This is a genomic window from Citrobacter sp. Cb031 (assembly GCF_030336725.1).
Classification (GTDB): domain Bacteria; phylum Pseudomonadota; class Gammaproteobacteria; order Enterobacterales; family Enterobacteriaceae; genus Citrobacter; species Citrobacter braakii.
In genome coordinates this window covers 96,252-114,233 of record NZ_JAOWDA010000034.1, presented here as the reverse complement: position 1 = coordinate 114,233, position 17,982 = coordinate 96,252, and the positions used below count along the sequence as shown (strand labels likewise).

The following is a 17,982-nucleotide window of genomic DNA, read 5'->3' as shown; positions in this document are numbered from 1 at the left end:
CTGAGAGTAGTTTTAGCGGGAAATTGATTCTCCATAAGAGAGCGGCATCACACCACAGAATTACAGTAATTGCGTACATAAATTCAGCGGGAAATGACATAAAAAAACGCGGTTTTGTCGACGGGAAAAAAGAGGGATAGCAGATTAATCCATAACATCAGCTAACGAATCCTTGTTCCCGAATACCGAAGCATTCGGGAACATGATTACCATCGGTAATAAATGTGGTCAGCGTGATCGCGAACCGGAATGTCATCTCCCAGCAGGCGCGCCGCAAGCGTCAACGCAAAATCGAAAATATGCCCTAATCCTTTGCCGCTAATCAGATTGCCATCTTCAACAACCGGCGCATCGATATATTCCCCTTCCGTGACGTTTTGCCACAGATCTCCTGAGCAAACATAGCGACGCCCCTTCAGCAGACCGTTGCCGCCCAACACGCGCGCGGCCGCAGAACATACCGGGCAAATGAGCTTTCCTGCCTGATCATGACGAGATACAAACTGGATGACCGCCTCACTGGCGGCAAGATTAACGCTGCCCTGCGGCCCGCCTGGCAATACGACGGCATCGTAGAGATACGTCTGGCGCGCGGCCAACGTGCTATCCATCACCATCGGTACGTCATGATAACTCACCACCGCACGTGACTCTGCGCAGGCCAGGGTTTCGACTTCGATATTCAGGCGACGCAGAATATCAAGGGTAACAATCGCCTCCGCCTCTTCAAAACCGGGTGCCAGCAGCACCGCAACCTTCTTCATATGTAACTCCTTGCTTAATCCACATAAACGAAACAATTAATGACGACCAGTGCAGACTGTTAAATTTCTCAATTTGATTAAAACTGATCTGGCGCAAAAAATTAGCCATCAGATAATTTGTACTACTCCATCCCGATCGTGAAATTGCCTTTCAACTTGGGCAGATAATCATCAGATGCCAGACAATACCTTATTGTGGAATTTAATTTTGTGACATGAAACACCATTTCATTATCATGAAAATCATTTAATAACATAAATTTCAACCTCTTACATTCATGTCATCTATATGCCAAAACAGCAGAAGCATGAATACTGTTATGACAATATGTAAAAAAACATAAATACGCAGATTTAAGGATTTTCTTATACCAGGGCAAGCGTTATGCTGAATCTCGATCGGAGCGAATATAATTCGTGATCACTAAAGGACCGGCGGAACGGATTTATTCTGCTAACAGCTTTAATTGTACGTAGAGGTGAAGTGCAGCGGCAGCCCGCTGTACTGGCGTGAGTAACGTACATCCCCCTTTCTGGAAATAAGGATATTGATATGGCTGCAGTTGGAATTGTTCATAAACTCAATACACAAATGAATCTCGAGTTCTACGCCTCGAATCTTTACCTGCATCTCAGCGAATGGTGCTACGAGCATAGCCTGACAGGTACAGCCACGTTTCTACGCACGCAGGCGCAGGGTAACGTGACTCAAATGATGCGTATGTTCAATTTTATGAAAAGTGCCGGGGCTAATCCCATCGTCAAGGCCATGGATGTGCCGGGTGATGAACTGAGTTCCCTTGAAGAATTGTTTCAGAAAACGTTGGATGAATATCAGCAGCGTTCGAGTAAGCTCTCGCGTTTAACCAATGAAGCTGAAGCATTAAACGATGCGCCAACCATTGATTTTCTTCACGATCTGGAAAAAGAGCAGCAGCAGGATGGCGTGCTGTTACAGACGATTCTTGATGAAGTCCGCAGCGCCAAACGCGCGGGGTTGTGCATGGCGCAAACCGATAAGCACTTGCTCAACGTCGTTAACTACCAGCATCACTAATCTTCAGTTTTCATCGCGTTAATGCCGGATAACGATGCTGCGCACCTTATCCGGTCAACCTCTGATTTTCCCTGGCACGCGCCTCCCATTCTGCGAGGCGCAAAAAAACCTTTCTAAAACCTGAAACAACGGTTTATTTTAGTGGGATTCATTCTGCGGCGTGAATTTCAACTCGATCAAGGCAACCGCTTTTTGTATTGCGCGCATAGTGACCGGATCGGCCCCTGCAGGATGGCTGGAAAAATCGATGTTTTTCAGTTGGCTGGACATTTTTTCCCGAACTTCTACCGGGGCAATAACATCAAGAACATCAAGAATTTGCTTGATAACCAGCTGACAGGCAACAACGTCCGAGAGCAGTTCCTGATCGGCATTCAATGTTTGGGACATAGTGAGCTCCTTATAGAAAGGTCGTCATAGTACCTATTCAGCGATCGAAACGATAGCCGCGCACACATTACAAATGCGCTGAAAATAAAAAAGGTCCAGTCAGTTTCTTTTGAGATGGCAAGCACAACATGAGTGAACAGTTAGCGGTTGAGAACCAACGCGGTCTTTCCCCGGCAGCATTACTTGTTGCCGGGGCTTTCTTTATGGAATTTATTGACGGCACGGTGATTGCCACAGCCCTACCCGACATGGCCAAAAGCTTTGGCGTACAGGCGGTAGACCTGAACATTGGTATCAGCGCCTACTTGATCACCCTCGCGGTGCTTATCCCCGCCAGCGGCTGGATTGCGGATCGCTTCGGCGCCCGAAAAGTGTTTACCCTGGCGCTGGCGATTTTTACTCTCGCTTCGGTTTTATGCGGTTTGTCCGAAAGCCTTGAGAGCTTTGTAGCAATGCGAATTTTACAGGGTGTGGGTGGTGCGCTAATGGTTCCTGTTGGCCGTCTCGCGGTACTGCGCACCACGCCTAAACATCAGTTGATCACCGCCATAGCGACCCTGACCTGGCCCGCGTTAGTCGCGCCTATCATCGGACCACCGCTTGGAGGATTCATTACCAGCTATGCTAACTGGCGTTGGATCTTCTTTATTAACGTACCGCTGGGAATTTTGGCGATCGCGCTGGCGCTACGTTTCATCCCGGATATTCATGACGACGAGCGCCGTCCATTTGATATAGCGGGTTTTATCGCGACCTCAGTTGCGATGGTTAGCCTGGTGTATGCCATGGAGTTACTGGGAACCCAGCAGCCGCAGGGCTGGCTAACCGCCGGGCTGCTGGCGCTAGGAACCGTGACCTTTCTGTTTGCCCTGCATCATTTTCGTCGCACTACCTGGCCGATGATTCGTCTTGATGCCATGAGCGTCCCTACTTTTCGCGTCACCCTGTACGGCGGGTCACTATTTCGTGCCTCTATTAGCGCTGTACCATTTCTGCTGCCGTTAATGTTCCAGGTCGGTTTTGGCATGAACGCTTTTCACGCGGGTTCGCTGGTTCTGGCGGTGTTTGTGGGCAATCTGACGATAAAACCTGCCACCACGCCGTTGATACGCTGGCTGGGCTTTAAGAAACTACTGTTAATCAACGGTGCGCTAAACGTCCTGGCGCTGTTGGCCTGTGCATTAATTACGCCGCAGACCCCGGTGTGGGTTATTTTGTTGGTGTTGTATCTGGGCGGCGTGTTCCGCTCAATTCAGTTTACCGGCATCAGCACGCTTGCCTTTGCGGACGTCCCCGGGCCACAAATGAGCTACGCCAATACGCTGTTCAGTACGGCAACACAATTAGCGGTAGGCTTGGGCATTTCATTGGCCGCTATCGGGATCCGTATCGGCGATGAGGTGAGTGAATGGCTGGCGTTAGGCAATATTCCGGGGATCAGTTTCCGGCTGGCCTTTGTCGCTATTGCGATTATTTGTCTGGTAGGTATGGTTGATACGCTGCGGCTTGCCCATGATGCTGGAAGCGCGGTATCTAGCAAGAACAAATAGCCCGGCAGGCGAACACCGCCGGGCCAACAGGATTTAGCCAACTATCTCGCGTACAAACGCTTCGATCGCTTTGTCCTGGCAGTTTTCAAAGAAGCACTGCTGGAAGCGCGGACCAGATACGGCGGTTTTTACCAGTTCAGGATCGATAGCGCGCAGAGTGTCCAGATAGTTTTCTTTTACCACCGCCGCTTTCACCTGGTTCAGGATCCCCGCGTTACGCACCTGCGGCTCTTTACGCTCTGGTGGATACCCTTCGCCGTTACGACCAGTGAATGCTTTTTCAAACATATAGCGCACATTCAGCTCAGCACCCCAGCCAAAACCTTTGGCGAATGCCAGAGAAAGCGCATTCCCGTTGTTGATCTGAGAGAACAAGAATGCGTCTGCCGGATCGAGACAGTAACCACACACCACGCCCGGATGAATATTCAGTGACATCATTGCCCCCTGACCCGTACCGCAACCCGTAACCACAAAATCCACGGCTTTGGAATTGAGCAGGATGCTGGCCATAATCCCTAAATGGATGTAGGTCAGATGATGGTCATTTTCGTCGCTCATCCCGACGTTATACACTGGAAAACCTTTCTCATCCGCAACGGCTTTAAGCTCGTTATGAATGATGGCATTTTTGCTTGCCTGGCTGTTTTCCATCATCAATGCAATTTTCATTCTGTAATCTCCTGAATGCGCTGCGGAGGCCCGCTGAAAGTCATAACATTCAGGCCACATTACTATTTTGCAAACTCACTTTCAAATTTAATGAAATTTTGTTTTATAAAATAATGAGGTGCTCACATTTTTCCTGAGACAGCTCAGAATAGCCTCAATAAAATGACGTCGTTGCGATTAATCGCAGGTGATCTTCGGGCTATTCAAGCCATTGATGCGCCACCACATATGCCATGATAGCCTATCTCCGAACTTTCAGAGCGATCACATGAAGACCTTTATCCTTGCCCTTTTGCCGCTCGTGCTGACAGGATGCACTATTACTAAACAGGCGCAGGTCAGCGAAGCCAGTGCCATCACCGGCGTCGTTCGCCTGACCTACAACCAGGCCATGCTACAAACGGCGCGTACCGATGACTACCTTACCCAAGGCACAGCCACCAAAGAGTGTCAGCGCCTGGGCTATGCCAACGCAATGGCGTTTGGTCAGCCGGTATCTACCTGTAGCGTATATGCCGGTTCTCTGTGCTTAAATACCAAAATCACGCTCGCCTGGCAGTGTCACGGCGTTGCGGTATCCCAATCGCCTTCCTTCAATTATTAATATTTTCGACCAGCACATTATTGCTGGTCTTCTGCCTTTTCATTATTTATATTCTCCGCTTAATAGCGTTAATGCGTTTTATTCCCATTCGCATTTTTAATAAATAAATTTATTATTTTACCTTTTGCAAATAATTAAATAACAAATTATAGTGACGCCACGCTAATATATAATAACGTTTGTGGAGCACAACCATGCTGAAAACAGAAATGATCGACCAACTGAATGAGCAAATGAACCTTGAATTATATTCATCTCTGCTCTACCAACAGATGAGCGCGTGGTGCAGCTATCACAGCTTTGAAGGTGCCGCCGCGTTCCTGCGCCGTCACGCCCAGGAAGAGATGACGCATATGCAGCGTCTGTTTGACTACCTGACCGATACCGGCAGCTTGCCGTGTATTAACACCGTTCCTTCCCCCTTTGCTGAATATGCGTCTCTGGACGAACTGTTCCGTGTTACTTACGAACACGAGCAGTTGATCACCCAGAAAATTAATGAGCTGGCACACGCGGCAATGACCCACCAGGATTATCCGACGTTTAATTTCCTGCAATGGTATGTTGCCGAGCAGCATGAAGAAGAGAAATTATTTAAATCTGTCATTGATAAGTTATCGCTGGCAGGGAAAAGTGGCGAAGGTCTTTATTTCATCGATAAAGAACTGGCTACGCTTGATACACAGAATTAATGTTGTGGGGTAATGAAGGCAACCCGCCATCATTACCCGCTAAAATCAGTGACGGCAGATCTTGCTTTCGTGCGTAGAGAAGCCGTCTTCTTTTGCAATAAATTTTCCCTTCGCCGCTAAAAACGCCACCAGCTCGGCTGCCGACATATCCGCCGCAGAACAGGTGTGAAAACGAGCCTGCTCGCCAAACCGTGCCGTAATCGCCGCTTCAAGGCTGGCATGTGAATACTGCTCGCCAGATTCAATTATCATGTTGAGCACTTCGTGACCGTGAATAGATTCCATACTACCTCCTCAATAAAGTCCGTAGCCTAATGTGAACGGCACGGCCTTGCTTTGCGCTAACGCAGGTTTACCCGCAGATAAATATCATTTGTGATACATCTTAACGCGCCAAACATCGTAAAGATTAATGTACATTCATTGTAACGGTGATTTGACGAAAATAGCGTTTTGCCTTAACCTGCGCCGCAGATATAACCGTTGATTATCTCTGGGACAGAGGAAAGCGTGAAAAACAGAACCCTGGGTAGTATTTTTATCGTGGCGGGAACCACGATTGGTGCCGGTATGTTGGCAATGCCGCTGGCCGCGGCAGGCGTGGGGTTTAGCGTCACGCTGGTATTGTTAGTGAGTCTTTGGGCGCTAATGTGCTACACCGCGCTGTTGCTGCTTGAAGTGTATCAACACGTACCGGCAGACACCGGGTTGGGTACGCTGGCAAAACGTTATCTTGGTCGTTACGGACAATGGGTAACGGGCTTTAGCATGATGTTTTTAATGTACGCGCTGACGGCGGCGTATATCAGTGGCGCTGGTGAGTTGCTGGCTTCCAGCATCAGCGACTGGACCGGGACAACGCTCTCCCCGACAACAGGCGTACTGCTGTTCACCTTTGTTGCCGGTGGCGTGGTTTGCGTTGGCACATCTTTGGTCGATCTGTTCAACCGTCTGTTGTTCAGTGCCAAGATAATCTTCCTGGTGGTGATGCTGGCCCTGTTAATGCCGCATATCCATAAAGTAAACCTGCTTACGTTACCGCTTCAGCAGGGGCTGGCACTGTCTGCAATCCCGGTTATCTTCACTTCGTTCGGTTTTCACGGCAGCGTCCCCAGTATCGTCAGCTATATGAACGGTAACATCCGTAAACTGCGTTGGGTGTTTATCACCGGTAGTGCCATTCCGCTAGTCGCCTATATCTTCTGGCAACTGGCCACGCTTGGCAGTATTAACTCCTCAACGTTCATGGGGCTGTTAGCCAACCACGCTGGTTTAAACGGTTTATTACAAGCATTACGTGAAGTCGTGGCTTCGCCGCACGTCGAACTGGCGGTGCATCTGTTTGCCGACCTTGCGCTGGCAACCTCTTTCCTCGGCGTCGCATTGGGATTATTTGACTACCTGGCCGACCTCTTCCAGCGCCGCAATACCGTAGCAGGAAGAATGCAAACCGGCGTGGTGACCTTCCTGCCGCCGCTGGCATTCGCGCTGTTCTATCCGCGTGGTTTCGTCATGGCCCTGGGGTATGCGGGCGTTGCCCTGGCGGTGCTGGCGCTGCTCATTCCCTCGATGCTGGCATGGCAGAGCAGAAAAAAGAATCCACAGGCTAACTACCGCGTGGCAGGGGGTGCTCCGGCGCTGGCGCTGGTATTTTTGTGCGGCATTGTGGTGATAGCCGTACAGTTTTCAATTGCAGCAGGATTACTACCGGAAGTGGGTTAAAACAAAAGGGGCTTAACGCCCCTTTTTCTTAATGCAAACAGCACTGCTTATATTTTTTACCGCTACCGCACGGACAAGGGTCATTGCGCCCTACCTTGGCATCCACTTTGACCGGTACTTTAATCGGCGTTTCCTGAGGATGCGCCATCCAGTAAGCATGCAGATCCAGCGCCGCCAGGCGGATGGCATCCACGCTCTCTTCGAACGCTTCTGGCGTCATTTTCTCAACGACCGCAAAGTTTTCTTCCGTACCGTGCAGCGCAATAGCCTCGAGCGCCGGTTTTAACGAGTCTGGTAACGCGGACCAGTCCGACAGCGCGACGCCGCGCATATAACCAAAACACCACTCTTCAACGATGGTCAGTTCATGCTCGTCAATTTCACGCAAACCAAACAGCGGCTCAAACTGCTCAGGATATTCATCCAGGCGATCGGCCGTATCCGCCATATGTTGAAACGCCAGGTTCATGAAACGCGTCATTTCTTTTTCGGAGGACCAGCGAGGAACATATTGCGCGCCGCCCCAAATAGCGACCAGCCACTGCTCCGGTTCAATTTCATACGGTGAACTCAGTACCGCCGTCAGTAAACCATCCAGTTCTGACACATCCAGAATAGCCTTATCTGTATTGTACTTAGTCAGTACATCATCCAGCCATTCCAGTTCGCTCTCGTTTAATGGTCCCGTTTTCATAACGCTTTTCCTTAGTCAAAAAATCTTGCCTGTGATCATCCTACATGGCTGGAGGGATAACAGATATAAATGGGCATTTGCGGCTTACAGCAGCCGCCTGTTCAGGTTAACAGGAAAAGAGGGGAATTCCGGTAGTTAACGCACAAAAGAGAACACTAAGCCGCCGGGCATCATACCGGGAAAACACAATAAAACCACCCGCAGGTGGTTTACTGTTGTTCAATACGGTTGAGCGTTGCGGTATAGCCCGTTTTCGCTACTGCGTTAAGTAGAGTATCGGTTGGGAAACCTTCTGGCACGATGGCTTCTGCCTGCCGGGTTTTGAGAGAGGATTTTGCTTTAATCACGCCGTCGGTTTCACGTAGCGCCTGATTGACCGAAATAACGCATAACGAGCAGGTCATATTTTGTATATCCAGCACCACTTTTTGATTGGCCGCCTGAGCCCACAGCGGCAACAGCAAGCATGCAACTAACGCGAAGATCTTCATTCAAATACCTCATAAAACCAGGCAACAAGCGTTGGGTAAAATAGCACCGGTAAAATCAATGCCAGCGCGCACCAGTAGAGAACGCGCGCTTGCTTCAGAGTTAACCACCCGGAGCACCACAACCGTTTGGAAAAATAGAGCCGCCAGAAGACACGCAGTAATAATCCCAGGGACAGCAGTACCAGAGGAGTTCGCAAAAACTCAAACCGGGTGAAAACGGCGAAGCTCGCCGCCGAAATACCAAACAGCAGGTAAAGTAGCGGTCCAACACAGCATAAGCCAGCGGTGACGGCGGCCGCAGCAGCCGTCAACAGGGTAATCCCCGCACCTTTAGCGTTGTTCTGTGGCGACATAGCTGTAGGAGAACGCTTTAGGATCATAAAAATTGATCGGGTCGCCATCGACTTCAGCGTAAGGATAACCAAAGTTATTCATGGCCCCCTGCTCCGTTGCCGGATACAACTCGAAATCACGTCCGTAGTTGAATCCAACCCAGTTCATTTCCCAGTTACCAAACAGGTAAGCGTTAACCGCCTGGACATCGGCATCCTGATGCGTTTTTTTCTCTGCCAGACGCATTTTGGTCACGTCAGCAGGATCGCACGGTAACCAACCGTAACCTGCCAGATAGAACTCAGCACGGCAGTGTTGACCGCCGCTCACATTGGCAACGCCTGCACTGTCGGCTGTGCCAAAAGCACTTTTCGAGTAACGTTCGAGCTTATTGGCCTTGCCCAGACGGATGCCAAACAGTTCGCGCGCCGGAATACCGCTGGCCCGCGCCAGAGCAACAAAAACGGAGCTCATGTCGGTGCATTTTCCTTTGAGCTTACCGCTTTTTAATATCTCCGCCACATCCCCCGTGCCGCAGCCAATAACGTCGTTGTCACGCTCCATATGGCTGCTGACCCATTCGTAAATCAGGCGCGCTTTTTTCAGCGGATCCTGCTCATTACCGGTGATTTTACGCGCGGTTTCCAGGACCAGTCCATCAACTGGGGTATGTGCCGTCGGCCACAGATACGGTTTTACATCCAGCGGATAAATAATCTGCTCAGGTGCCTGCCAGTTTTTCAGCGCGTCCTGCTTCAGCGGTTCCCAGTCGGCGGTTTCAATGTCGATATCAACGTTAACCAACAATTCACCCTGCGAGTCAGCCCAGGTGGCAAACAGCGTTTTCGCGCCATAGGTATTATTGGTGGTGACGTACGCCTGCTTATAGTTTCCGCTAAAGGCAAGCGCCGTCATTTGTTGAAACGCGGTATCCACCGGTAGCGGGATCCACAGTTTCACCACGCCGCTCGATCCCTTAGGAGGATTAAGTTTATACGTTTGAGATAAGACAAAGCGTCGACGAGCTATTGTCGCAACGGATGGCTCCGCGGCACGTACCGTCTGGCTAATGACTGCAGGGCCGACTAATCCGGCGGCGGAAAGGAGAACGCTATTTTTGAGAAACTGACGACGTTGCATTGCTGTCTGTCCAGGTTGTAAGAGTTGAGCTACGGCTAAAGGGGAAACCGTACGCGATCATCACAGCAGACAGAGGCTGGCATAAAAAGGCGAGTCGATGGAGATTATTCATCAATAACAGACCTGTTAACTGTGAATGAAGTGAGAAACTGCAAGGTCGCTATTAAGCCATTTACAGCCAAAAAAGTACAGCAGCGGAGATACGTTCAGACTATATACACAGTCGTTGCCAGTTTGCGGGCTAACCCTCTTGCCCCCTCGCGCATGACCGTATTGTGATTCCAGCGAAATACAGGTGCTGCAAGCGGGGCGAGATAATTCATCCAGCGGATCGTGGTACGCACATTCCAGTCATATCTGACAATAGTCGCTGTACCATTGGCAGTAAAAGACCATACCCCTCGCCCTTCCACCGCGCCGCTGGCTTGTCCTTCAAGCAATGTGCAAGGCCGTATTTTCAACACATTGATATCAAAGGTTAAGCGATAAGGAAGCGCCCCTTTCCAGGTATAACGATGCAACGCCCCAATACCCCGTAAATCCCCTTTCCTTATCTCAACGATGCGTTCCAGACTTCCCCACCATTCAGGCCACCTGTCCGGATGGGAAAAAACATCCCATACCTCCTGAACTGAAGCCTCAACCCGCCAGATTGTGGAAAACTGATAGTCAGCCATAGTGCAGGCTCCCTCAAGGCGTGAAAAAATTGACGGGGAAACGGGTGTTAATAACCATAGCATCCAGAAGAACAGTTTCTAATCGCTGCCCATCTGGCGCATAGCTGATCACTTTGGCAGGGAGTCCGTGATAATTATCCAGCCAGATGTCGTAGCGGTGAACGCAACTCGCGGAGAAAATGAGACGCGCATAACCGCCCTCTGTATCGGTACTATCTGCAAACTGGAGTCATCAGCTGTCGACTGTTTTTATTATAGTTCTTAATTGCGCGGCACTCCTCTCCCGGCCCCTCAGACTCTGTACAGGCAACAGGCTTAAACTGTTCATTTTCTATTCAGATGAGATGACGACATAAGACTATACTTTAATAGCCATACTTTTAATGGGTATTAATCATGAAACTGCCACCGGTATTTTCATGCGCCGTCCTCGTATTGCTGCTGGCGTCATCGTCTGCCGCAGCCAGCGCGTTACAAAACCAGGCCGCAAGAGAGCAAGAGTTAAGCGCGGCACTTCTTGCAGGACATGGCGTCATCATCATTAGCGAGGCGGATGATTTCGCTTTCACATTCAGGGCACGTAACCGAATCCACAGACATTTGGCGATTCAGGATGGCATTGGCGATCCCATAATGATGAATGGTTTTCAGGACCACAACTATAATCCCGCCCGGGATGGCTTTATCAACAACCCTGCCCGGGGAAGGTTTATGTTTAATGCACCGATTCGTCGATAGATTGATTGGCAATGGGGAGTGTGTAGCGGGCGGCTTAACGTATCTGGCAGGCTTACTTGACGCAAAATATCTATGGTTCGTCAAAAGCCGGCACAAAAAAACCACCCGTAGGTGGTTTCGCGACACTGCTTATTGCTTTGATTGTTCTATTCTTTCCCATGGTACCGGTGTGGGATTTGCCCCCACACAGCACGAACGCCGAGCAGTTCAGGATATTTTTCAAGAAGTTAATATGTAACTTACTTCTGCGTAAACACCTTTGTTAATCAGATATGCGGGATCGGAAGTCCGGCAACAGAAAACTGGTGATTCGATTATTTTTAACCTGCGTGGTTAAGCTTGTTGCAGACCGTTCAAATCGTTAAGCATCCGCTTGAGACATTTGATTTTATTCTTATCGCGAACTGATTGCGAAAGCTTACTGAGTTGAAAAAACGTTTTGTCACCAAACCCGTCAATGACTTTGAAGCGATAATCCTGACGCTCGCTATCCCAGGCATAAACAATGTTTTTACAATGCAGGGAGTTAATAATGACTTTGGTGCTGACAAACCATGCTAAAAAAGCATTCAACTTCTGCAATTTGCTGTCATCGAGTTCTTTTTTGAGAGCAAGCTGATAAAGAGTTTGAGCAAGGTTGCCATGCTCATCGCACTCCTTCACAGTGATCTGCCCTAGACCTTTATTTGTTTCAACAAGACCTTCGATCTTTTGCATATAAAGAGAGTCTGTTTGATGGCCAGGCTTGCATTCTTTGAGGTCCCGGAAGACTTCCCGTAACTTGCTTTTATAGTTCGCAATATCTGAAATAACGATTTTGATCAGCAGGTTACTATCCTGTGGATGCTGAAAGACGTAACGATCGTTACCTCGTGCAAGTAAGTCTTCATCTGTCAATACAAGCTCTTGTTTCATGATAGTTTTTGACTCTTACCCTAAGGGAAATGAAATTGCCTCAACTGACCTGCATCGGTAAGTTCTGCTAATCAAAAACTATTATGTATATATTTATTTCAATAATTGATAAACGAAATGCATTCGGAGTGAGACAAATGTCTCTTCAGGCAAGTGGGCAGGCTAATGAACCTGTTTTGATCCCCCGCAAATACGCTTCTCCAGTCGTGAACGAGGGTTATCAGCAAAGAGCAGGCACCGGTATGAAGTCAACAGGCACCCGATAATATTAAGCGGAAAGATTACTTAACCCGTTTCCCTGTTTCGTCAATGACCTTTTCGCCATCCTCTTTGGTAAAAGAGCCTTTCTGAGCTTCAGGTAAAATATCCAGCACAATTTCTGAGGGACGACAAAGACGCGTGCCAAGCGGCGTCACTACAATCGGCCGATTAATCAGGATCGGATGCTGAATCATAAAATCGATCAACTGCTCATCAGAAAACTTATCTTCATCAAGACCAAGCTGCTCATAAGGTTCAACGTTCTTCCGCAGCAATGCGCGTACTGAAATGCCCATATCTGAAATCAGTTTGGTCAGTTCATCACGAGTCGGGGGCGTATCGAGATAATAAATAATAGTTGGTTCGTTACCGCTGTTACGGATCATCTCCAGCGTGTTACGTGAGGTGCCACAGGCCGGGTTGTGATAGATGGTAATGTTGCTCATATCAATATCTCATTACAAAGTGACAGAGAGCCGCCACGCCAGCGCGGCCAGAGTGACGAATAGCACGGGCAGAGTCATGATAATGCCGGTGCGGAAGTAATATCCCCAGGTGATGGTCATATTTTTCTGTGCCAACACATGAAGCCACAGCAGAGTTGCCAGACTGCCTATCGGGGTGATTTTAGGCCCTAAATCGCAGCCAATCACATTGGCATAAATCATCGCCTCTTTGACGACGCCGGTCGCAGCACTCCCGTCAATGGACAATGCACCAATCAGCACCGTCGGCATATTGTTCATCACAGACGACAGGAAGGCAGTCAGGAAGCCGGTACCGAACGTGGCAGCCCATAAACCTTTGTCTGCCAGCATATTGAGTACGGCAGAAAGATACTCAGTGAGTCCTGCATTACGCAGGCCGTAGACGACCATATACATACCCAGCGAGAAAATCACGATCTGCCAGGGCGCCCCGCGCAGCACTTTTCCGGTATTAATAGCGTGGCCACGCTTGGCTACCACGAACAGCACCGCAGCCCCAACTGCTGCTATCGCGCTTACAGGGATCCCCAGCGGCTCCAGAACAAAGAAACCGACCAGCAGGAACAGCAGAACAATCCAGCCCGCCCTGAACGTCGCCGGATCTTTAATCGCACTGGCAGGCATCTTGAGCAGTGAAACGTCATATCTGGCCGGGATGTCGCGGCGGAAGAAGAGATGGAGCATGACCAGCGTGGCAGCAATGGCCGCCAGGTTCACAGGAACCATCACGGAGGCATACTGTGTAAAGCCCAGGCCGAAGAAATCCGCCGAGACAATATTGACCAGGTTAGAGACAATCAGCGGCAGGCTGGCTGTATCTGCGATAAATCCTGCAGCCATGACAAAGGCCAGCGTCGTCGCCTGGCTGAACCCCAGGGCGAGTAGCATCGCAATCACAATCGGCGTCAGTATCAGTGCTGCACCGTCGTTAGCAAACAGCGCAGCAACAGCAGCGCCAAGCAGTATTATCCAGGTAAACAGCAGGCGACCACGCCCGTTACCCCAGCGGGAGACATGCAGCGCGGCCCATTCAAAGAAACCGGACTCATCGAGCAGCAGGCTGATGATAATCACCGCGATGAATGCCGCTGTTGCGTTCCAGACGATATTCCAGACTACGGGAATATCATCAATGTGGATGACCCCCGTCCCCAGTGCCAGTAAGGCTCCGATACTTGCGCTCCAGCCAATGCTGAGACCTCTGGGCTGCCAGATGACCAGGACCAGCGTCAGTATAAAAATACTCCCTGCCAAAAGCATTTTAGATTCCTTTATATATGATTATGTGTATGTAAAAAATTCTCTCAACAGGATGTGCAGGCTGATTTTTTCAGCCATTCACCCACATCTTTCCTCAGACACTGCCAGGACGTCGTGATCGTCTCAGCGGCCCACGCTGGCATGTGGGGAGACAGACGGTAGTGAATCCATTTGCCTTCCCGGCGGTCAAGCACCAGCTCTGCTTCACGCAGAATAGCCATGTGGCGAGAAATTTTAGGCTGTGATTCAGAGGTCGCCGCGCATATATCGCACACGCACAGTTCGCCGGATTCCCGGAGAAGCATAACAATGGCGAGACGGGTTTCATCCGACAGGATTTTAAAAAGCTGAACTGGCTGTAGCATTTTTTACTCCGTTCCCTTTAGAATACATATATGATAAATCATATGTGTTTAATTTGAAATCACAGAACCTCCCGGAGGAGTAGAAAATGGAACACTTTCCTGCACTGAATGCTGATTGCTTCGATCAGCAGATTGCTGAACGCCTGCAGCTCCAGGAGCCGCCACGCATACTGATCCTGTATGGCTCGGTAAGAGAGCGTTCTTACAGTCGTTTTGCCGCAGAAGAAGCAGGACGCCTGCTGACGGCGATGGGAGCGGAAGTAAGACTGTTTAATCCCTCAGGTTTACCCCTGCCGGATGATGCCCCAGATACGCACCCAAAAGTCACCGAGCTGCGCGAGCTGGTCAGATGGTGTGATGGGATGGTGTGGAGTTCCCCGGAGCGGCATGGGGCAATGAGTGCGGTGATGAAGGCACAGATCGACTGGATACCCTTAAGCGAAGGGGCCGTTCGCCCTTCACAGGGAAAAACACTGGCGGTGATGCAGGTCTGCGGCGGGTCTCAATCTTTTAACGCCGTGAACCAGATGCGTATCCTTGGGCGCTGGATGAGGATGTTCACGATCCCTAACCAGTCCTCAATAGCCAAAGCCTGGCAAGAATTCGATGAGAACGGGCGAATGAAACCTTCGTCCTGGTATGATCGTATCGTCGATGTCGCCGAGGAGTTGTTTAAAATCACGCTGCTGCTCAAGGGGCAAACCGATTACCTTGCCGATCGCTACAGCGAACGAAAAGAGAGCCATCAGGAGCTTTCATCCCGCGTCAATCAAGCGAAAATATAACGTCCTTTTTTACTGAGCTCAAAAACGTCCGCTTTTTGCTGGGCGTTCAACGCTGGATGCAACAATGTTAATTCTTTGCTGGCTGCGAACCGATAAGCCAGCTCCTTTTGGAAAATACTGTCTGAGCAATCTGTTCATATTTTCATATGAACCACGCAGCCAGGGAGATTGAGGATTACAGAAATAAATTTGGGAAGCCGCCCTTATCATCAGGCTCTTTGCGATACCTTTTCTTTATATTTACATATCCAAAACATCATAAAGTTAAGATTTTTTGGACAAATTAGGGTATGGTTGAAGTTCATCCACTCAAGGAAAAGCCTATGTCAGAACGTAAAGACTCTAAATCACGCCGCAACTATCTTGTCAAATGCACCTGCCCAAACTGTACCCAACAATCTGAACACAGTTTTTCAAGAGTTCAAAAAGGTTCTCTTTTAATCTGTCCTCATTGCAATAAAGTATTCCAGACAAACCAAAAAGAAGCAGCCTGAATCCGTTTTAGACTCTATTTCTGGAACAGAATCAACACATCTGTATTTTAAGATTTATCAAGCTACAGATAATAGAAAACCCGCTGGCTGCGGGTTTAGTATTTTCATATTTAAAAATAAAAAATATGGTGATATCTGGGAAAAGCTATCTTCTTGCGTATGTTGTCGTGCAAAGCAAGTGGTTAGACTTTTCGTGCAGCGAACCTACACGTACTCACAATGGTCAGCATACTTTCTCATGCAAAAGAGAGATGAAATATGCTGACCGTTGCCCTGAATGCCGGATCAGTAACATTTCATCTCTACTGACCCAACAATACATCCATTGCTTCTGTCAGTATGTCTACTCAGGCTTTAGCCTTCTTCGTTATCGCATACAGACAATAAAGGATTTACTCTGTAATAACTACATTGCCAGCAACCGGACCTTTAGTACCATTCTCAATGGAGTATGAGACTTTTTGCCCTTCAAACAAGGTGCGGAAATTATCGCTCTGGATAGCAGAAAAATGTACAAATAAATCTTTACTACCGTCAACAGGAGAAATAAAACCGAATCCCTTATCGGCATTAAACCATTTTACTAAACCATTCATCTTTTTTGACATTTTGTATTCCTTAATTTGGCCTTCCGGCGAACATGGTTTTATTACAGAAACTACTTAGTGCTTAGTGGGGAGACTCAAAGAAGGGATAAATATAAAACACCTGAAATGAGAACTGCTTTAGTAAACTACTTTGTATTTTGTCTGTTCTTCAAACCGACGCGACCATTAACGCACGGGCGTATATAATAATCAATGTTTATTTTAGCTATCCAGATCTCACGATTGCTGAAAAATATTTCTGGCATTATCCAGGGGTATGTGTATAGTGCAACACGTTATTAGCTTTAAGGAATTTTTTTGTCTCGTAAAATGACAGGAATTGTCAAAGCCTTTGACTGCAAGAGCGGTAAAGGCCTTATCTCCCCCTCCGATGGTCGCAAAGATGTACAGCTTCACATTTCAGCCTTAAGTCTCCGTGACTCAGAAGTACTCATCCCCGGATTACGCGTTGAGTTTTGTCGAATAAATGGTCTTCGAGGCCCCTCGGCTGCGAACGTTTATCTCTCATGACCTGTAGCCGCCCCTCCTGACTTGGAATCATAAAAGAGAATTTCAAAACAGGGAGAGTTTCATATGTATCAGAAAATCTATCTCAACGACTGGCTGACAGGCCTTAAGAGCTCATGCTGCACGCTGATAGTGACTCTGCTTGTTTTCATCTAACCTGTTAGTTCACCGCATACTGATGGTGCAAATAGACCGGTAAGAGTTGCAATAGCGTTGGCGTATCTGTGTTGCGCCCGTCAGGGTGATATGCTTGCGTTACACCCCAAATGCCTGTGATGCACAAAGGATGAAAGCCAGGGGATTTCTGATCTTGAAGGTTCGCTGAGCGAGAAGCGGGAAATTTCAGGCACAAAAAAACCACCCGTAGGTGGTTTCACGACACTGCTTATTGCTTTGATTATTCTTTTCTTTCCCATGGTACCCGGAGTGGGACTTGAACCCACACAGCGCGAACGCCGAGGGATTTTAAATCCCTTGTGTCTACCGATTCCACCATCCGGGCTCGGGAAGAAATTGGAGGCGCGTTCCGGAGTCGAACCGGACTAGACGGATTTGCAATCCGCTACATAACCGCTTTGCTAACGCGCCGAAATCTTCTGGCTTTTCAGCCGACATCCGCTATTGCCGATGTCTTTAATTTGGAGCGGGAAACGAGACTCGAACTCGCGACCCCGACCTTGGCAAGGTCGTGCTCTACCAACTGAGCTATTCCCGCATCACCAAGTAACTTTGTTAATCACTTGATTTTGTTATCGTCTGGCAATCAGTGCTGCCG

The 17,982-nt window shown here is 48.8% G+C and carries 24 protein-coding genes, 3 tRNA genes and 1 pseudogene; 10 read left to right on the top strand and 18 right to left on the bottom strand.

The window, feature by feature from the left end; genetic code table 11:
- Positions 1–206: 206 nt before the first annotated feature.
- On the bottom strand, positions 207–764 hold the full coding sequence (locus tag OGV93_RS17005; RefSeq protein WP_053389501.1) for a DJ-1/PfpI family protein: 558 nt from the start codon (positions 762–764) through the stop codon (positions 207–209).
- Positions 765–1,317: 553 nt separating this feature from the next.
- Between OGV93_RS17005 and OGV93_RS17000 the strand changes: the two genes are divergently transcribed.
- Positions 1,318–1,821 (top strand): non-heme ferritin-like protein, encoded by a 504-nt coding sequence (locus tag OGV93_RS17000; RefSeq protein ID WP_016153451.1) that lies wholly within the window; start codon positions 1,318–1,320, stop codon positions 1,819–1,821.
- Between the two features lie 138 nt (positions 1,822–1,959).
- On the opposite strand, the gene OGV93_RS16995 is transcribed toward OGV93_RS17000, so the two are convergent.
- Complete coding sequence (locus tag OGV93_RS16995) at positions 1,960–2,211, bottom strand: DUF2766 family protein (RefSeq protein ID WP_016153452.1); 252 nt, start codon at positions 2,209–2,211, stop codon at positions 1,960–1,962.
- A 128-nt stretch (positions 2,212–2,339) separates the two neighbouring features.
- On the opposite strand from OGV93_RS16995, the gene OGV93_RS16990 reads away from it, so the two are divergent.
- Complete coding sequence (locus OGV93_RS16990) at positions 2,340–3,761, top strand: MFS transporter (protein WP_065554699.1); 1,422 nt, start codon at positions 2,340–2,342, stop codon at positions 3,759–3,761.
- A gap of 33 nt (positions 3,762–3,794) precedes the next feature.
- On the opposite strand, the gene OGV93_RS16985 is transcribed toward OGV93_RS16990, so the two are convergent.
- Positions 3,795–4,433 (bottom strand): RpiB/LacA/LacB family sugar-phosphate isomerase, encoded by a 639-nt coding sequence (locus tag OGV93_RS16985; RefSeq protein ID WP_016153454.1) that lies wholly within the window; start codon positions 4,431–4,433, stop codon positions 3,795–3,797.
- A gap of 268 nt (positions 4,434–4,701) precedes the next feature.
- Here OGV93_RS16985 and yecR point away from each other — a divergent pair, with 268 nt between their 5' ends.
- On the top strand, positions 4,702–5,037 hold the full coding sequence (gene yecR / locus OGV93_RS16980) for a YecR family lipoprotein (protein WP_080858829.1): 336 nt from the start codon (positions 4,702–4,704) through the stop codon (positions 5,035–5,037).
- Between the two features lie 194 nt (positions 5,038–5,231).
- On the top strand, positions 5,232–5,729 hold the full coding sequence (gene ftnA, locus OGV93_RS16975; RefSeq protein WP_016153456.1) for a non-heme ferritin: 498 nt from the start codon (positions 5,232–5,234) through the stop codon (positions 5,727–5,729).
- Between the two features lie 45 nt (positions 5,730–5,774).
- On the opposite strand, the gene OGV93_RS16970 is transcribed toward ftnA, so the two are convergent.
- Complete coding sequence (locus OGV93_RS16970; protein WP_287109857.1) at positions 5,775–6,014, bottom strand: YecH family metal-binding protein; 240 nt, start codon at positions 6,012–6,014, stop codon at positions 5,775–5,777.
- Between the two features lie 225 nt (positions 6,015–6,239).
- Here OGV93_RS16970 and tyrP point away from each other — a divergent pair, with 225 nt between their 5' ends.
- Positions 6,240–7,451, top strand: a complete 1,212-nt coding sequence (gene tyrP / locus OGV93_RS16965) for a tyrosine transporter TyrP (RefSeq protein WP_200084414.1) — start codon at positions 6,240–6,242, stop codon at positions 7,449–7,451.
- A gap of 28 nt (positions 7,452–7,479) precedes the next feature.
- Here tyrP and OGV93_RS16960 read toward each other — a convergent pair whose 3' ends face one another.
- From OGV93_RS16960 to OGV93_RS16940, 5 genes are all read right to left on the bottom strand, one after another.
- Entirely contained in the window at positions 7,480–8,145 is a 666-nt protein-coding gene (locus OGV93_RS16960) for a YecA/YgfB family protein (RefSeq protein WP_016153459.1), read from the bottom strand.
- A gap of 209 nt (positions 8,146–8,354) precedes the next feature.
- Positions 8,355–8,636, bottom strand: coding sequence for a heavy-metal-associated domain-containing protein (locus tag OGV93_RS16955; RefSeq protein WP_016153460.1), 282 nt, complete (start codon positions 8,634–8,636; stop codon positions 8,355–8,357).
- Complete coding sequence (locus OGV93_RS16950) at positions 8,633–8,989, bottom strand: mercuric transporter MerT family protein (RefSeq protein WP_047416569.1); 357 nt, start codon at positions 8,987–8,989, stop codon at positions 8,633–8,635. Before OGV93_RS16950 ends, OGV93_RS16955 begins: the two co-directional genes overlap by 4 nt.
- The gene (locus OGV93_RS16945) at positions 8,967–10,109 is read right to left on the bottom strand and encodes a transglutaminase-like domain-containing protein (RefSeq protein ID WP_131379527.1); all 1,143 of its coding nucleotides are present in this window, start codon (positions 10,107–10,109) and stop codon (positions 8,967–8,969) included. Before OGV93_RS16945 ends, OGV93_RS16950 begins: the two co-directional genes overlap by 23 nt.
- 206 nt (positions 10,110–10,315) lie before the next feature.
- Complete coding sequence (locus OGV93_RS16940; RefSeq protein ID WP_047416565.1) at positions 10,316–10,786, bottom strand: SRPBCC family protein; 471 nt, start codon at positions 10,784–10,786, stop codon at positions 10,316–10,318.
- A 396-nt stretch (positions 10,787–11,182) separates the two neighbouring features.
- Here OGV93_RS16940 and OGV93_RS16935 point away from each other — a divergent pair, with 396 nt between their 5' ends.
- A complete protein-coding gene (locus OGV93_RS16935) occupies positions 11,183–11,524 on the top strand; it encodes a hypothetical protein (RefSeq protein WP_047502096.1) in 342 nt (113 codons plus the stop codon).
- Positions 11,525–11,857: 333 nt separating this feature from the next.
- Here the strand turns inward: OGV93_RS16935 and OGV93_RS16930 are convergent, their stop codons facing one another.
- The 4 genes from OGV93_RS16930 to OGV93_RS16915 form a co-directional block, all read right to left on the bottom strand.
- Positions 11,858–12,439, bottom strand: a complete 582-nt coding sequence (locus OGV93_RS16930; protein ID WP_016156828.1) for a YrbL family protein — start codon at positions 12,437–12,439, stop codon at positions 11,858–11,860.
- Between the two features lie 281 nt (positions 12,440–12,720).
- On the bottom strand, positions 12,721–13,146 hold the full coding sequence (arsC, locus tag OGV93_RS16925; RefSeq protein WP_016153466.1) for a glutaredoxin-dependent arsenate reductase: 426 nt from the start codon (positions 13,144–13,146) through the stop codon (positions 12,721–12,723).
- Between the two features lie 12 nt (positions 13,147–13,158).
- On the bottom strand, positions 13,159–14,448 hold the full coding sequence (locus tag OGV93_RS16920) for an arsenic transporter (protein WP_047502092.1): 1,290 nt from the start codon (positions 14,446–14,448) through the stop codon (positions 13,159–13,161).
- Between the two features lie 44 nt (positions 14,449–14,492).
- A complete protein-coding gene (locus OGV93_RS16915) occupies positions 14,493–14,813 on the bottom strand; it encodes a transcriptional regulator (RefSeq protein WP_016153468.1) in 321 nt (106 codons plus the stop codon).
- Between the two features lie 86 nt (positions 14,814–14,899).
- Here OGV93_RS16915 and arsH point away from each other — a divergent pair, with 86 nt between their 5' ends.
- The gene (gene arsH, locus OGV93_RS16910) at positions 14,900–15,598 is read left to right on the top strand and encodes an arsenical resistance protein ArsH (protein WP_016156832.1); all 699 of its coding nucleotides are present in this window, start codon (positions 14,900–14,902) and stop codon (positions 15,596–15,598) included.
- A gap of 18 nt (positions 15,599–15,616) precedes the next feature.
- Here arsH and OGV93_RS16905 read toward each other — a convergent pair.
- A pseudogene (locus OGV93_RS16905) lies at positions 15,617–15,790 on the bottom strand (IS30 family transposase); the annotation flags it as partial.
- A gap of 131 nt (positions 15,791–15,921) precedes the next feature.
- Between OGV93_RS16905 and OGV93_RS16900 the strand changes: the two are divergent.
- Positions 15,922–16,092, top strand: coding sequence for a YnfU family zinc-binding protein (locus OGV93_RS16900; RefSeq protein WP_162835200.1), 171 nt, complete (start codon positions 15,922–15,924; stop codon positions 16,090–16,092).
- Positions 16,093–16,484: 392 nt separating this feature from the next.
- On the opposite strand, the gene cspA is transcribed toward OGV93_RS16900, so the two are convergent.
- Positions 16,485–16,700 (bottom strand): RNA chaperone/antiterminator CspA, encoded by a 216-nt coding sequence (gene cspA / locus OGV93_RS16895; RefSeq protein WP_016153470.1) that lies wholly within the window; start codon positions 16,698–16,700, stop codon positions 16,485–16,487.
- Between the two features lie 297 nt (positions 16,701–16,997).
- Here cspA and cspH point away from each other — a divergent pair, with 297 nt between their 5' ends.
- Together cspH and OGV93_RS23940 are read left to right on the top strand one after the other, a co-directional pair.
- Positions 16,998–17,210, top strand: coding sequence for a cold shock-like protein CspH (gene cspH / locus OGV93_RS16890; RefSeq protein ID WP_049040548.1), 213 nt, complete (start codon positions 16,998–17,000; stop codon positions 17,208–17,210).
- Positions 17,211–17,273: 63 nt separating this feature from the next.
- A complete protein-coding gene (locus OGV93_RS23940) occupies positions 17,274–17,363 on the top strand; it encodes a hypothetical protein (protein ID WP_016153471.1) in 90 nt (29 codons plus the stop codon).
- Between the two features lie 259 nt (positions 17,364–17,622).
- On the opposite strand, the gene OGV93_RS16885 is transcribed toward OGV93_RS23940, so the two are convergent.
- From OGV93_RS16885 to OGV93_RS16875, 3 genes are all read right to left on the bottom strand, one after another.
- A tRNA-Leu gene (locus OGV93_RS16885) sits at positions 17,623–17,709 on the bottom strand.
- Between the two features lie 12 nt (positions 17,710–17,721).
- Positions 17,722–17,795, bottom strand: a tRNA-Cys gene (locus tag OGV93_RS16880).
- A gap of 51 nt (positions 17,796–17,846) precedes the next feature.
- Positions 17,847–17,922, bottom strand: a tRNA-Gly gene (locus OGV93_RS16875).
- Positions 17,923–17,982 lie beyond the last annotated feature (60 nt).

Coding starts and splice junctions, on each gene's coding strand:
- OGV93_RS17005 (WP_053389501.1), bottom strand. CDS start 764: ATGAAGAAGGTTGCGGTGCTGCTGGCACCCGGTTTTGAAGAGGCGGAG.
- OGV93_RS17000 (WP_016153451.1), top strand. CDS start 1,318: ATGGCTGCAGTTGGAATTGTTCATAAACTCAATACACAAATGAATCTC.
- OGV93_RS16995 (WP_016153452.1), bottom strand. CDS start 2,211: ATGTCCCAAACATTGAATGCCGATCAGGAACTGCTCTCGGACGTTGTT.
- OGV93_RS16990 (WP_065554699.1), top strand. CDS start 2,340: ATGAGTGAACAGTTAGCGGTTGAGAACCAACGCGGTCTTTCCCCGGCA.
- OGV93_RS16985 (WP_016153454.1), bottom strand. CDS start 4,433: ATGAAAATTGCATTGATGATGGAAAACAGCCAGGCAAGCAAAAATGCC.
- yecR (WP_080858829.1), top strand. CDS start 4,702: ATGAAGACCTTTATCCTTGCCCTTTTGCCGCTCGTGCTGACAGGATGC.
- ftnA (WP_016153456.1), top strand. CDS start 5,232: ATGCTGAAAACAGAAATGATCGACCAACTGAATGAGCAAATGAACCTT.
- OGV93_RS16970 (WP_287109857.1), bottom strand. CDS start 6,014: ATGGAATCTATTCACGGTCACGAAGTGCTCAACATGATAATTGAATCT.
- OGV93_RS16960 (WP_016153459.1), bottom strand. CDS start 8,145: ATGAAAACGGGACCATTAAACGAGAGCGAACTGGAATGGCTGGATGAT.
- OGV93_RS16955 (WP_016153460.1), bottom strand. CDS start 8,636: ATGAAGATCTTCGCGTTAGTTGCATGCTTGCTGTTGCCGCTGTGGGCT.
- OGV93_RS16950 (WP_047416569.1), bottom strand. CDS start 8,989: ATGTCGCCACAGAACAACGCTAAAGGTGCGGGGATTACCCTGTTGACG.
- OGV93_RS16945 (WP_131379527.1), bottom strand. CDS start 10,109: ATGCAACGTCGTCAGTTTCTCAAAAATAGCGTTCTCCTTTCCGCCGCC.
- OGV93_RS16940 (WP_047416565.1), bottom strand. CDS start 10,786: ATGGCTGACTATCAGTTTTCCACAATCTGGCGGGTTGAGGCTTCAGTT.
- OGV93_RS16935 (WP_047502096.1), top strand. CDS start 11,183: ATGAAACTGCCACCGGTATTTTCATGCGCCGTCCTCGTATTGCTGCTG.
- OGV93_RS16930 (WP_016156828.1), bottom strand. CDS start 12,439: ATGAAACAAGAGCTTGTATTGACAGATGAAGACTTACTTGCACGAGGT.
- arsC (WP_016153466.1), bottom strand. CDS start 13,146: ATGAGCAACATTACCATCTATCACAACCCGGCCTGTGGCACCTCACGT.
- OGV93_RS16920 (WP_047502092.1), bottom strand. CDS start 14,448: ATGCTTTTGGCAGGGAGTATTTTTATACTGACGCTGGTCCTGGTCATC.
- OGV93_RS16915 (WP_016153468.1), bottom strand. CDS start 14,813: ATGCTACAGCCAGTTCAGCTTTTTAAAATCCTGTCGGATGAAACCCGT.
- arsH (WP_016156832.1), top strand. CDS start 14,900: ATGGAACACTTTCCTGCACTGAATGCTGATTGCTTCGATCAGCAGATT.
- OGV93_RS16900 (WP_162835200.1), top strand. CDS start 15,922: ATGTCAGAACGTAAAGACTCTAAATCACGCCGCAACTATCTTGTCAAA.
- cspA (WP_016153470.1), bottom strand. CDS start 16,700: ATGTCAAAAAAGATGAATGGTTTAGTAAAATGGTTTAATGCCGATAAG.
- OGV93_RS23940 (WP_016153471.1), top strand. CDS start 17,274: ATGTATCAGAAAATCTATCTCAACGACTGGCTGACAGGCCTTAAGAGC.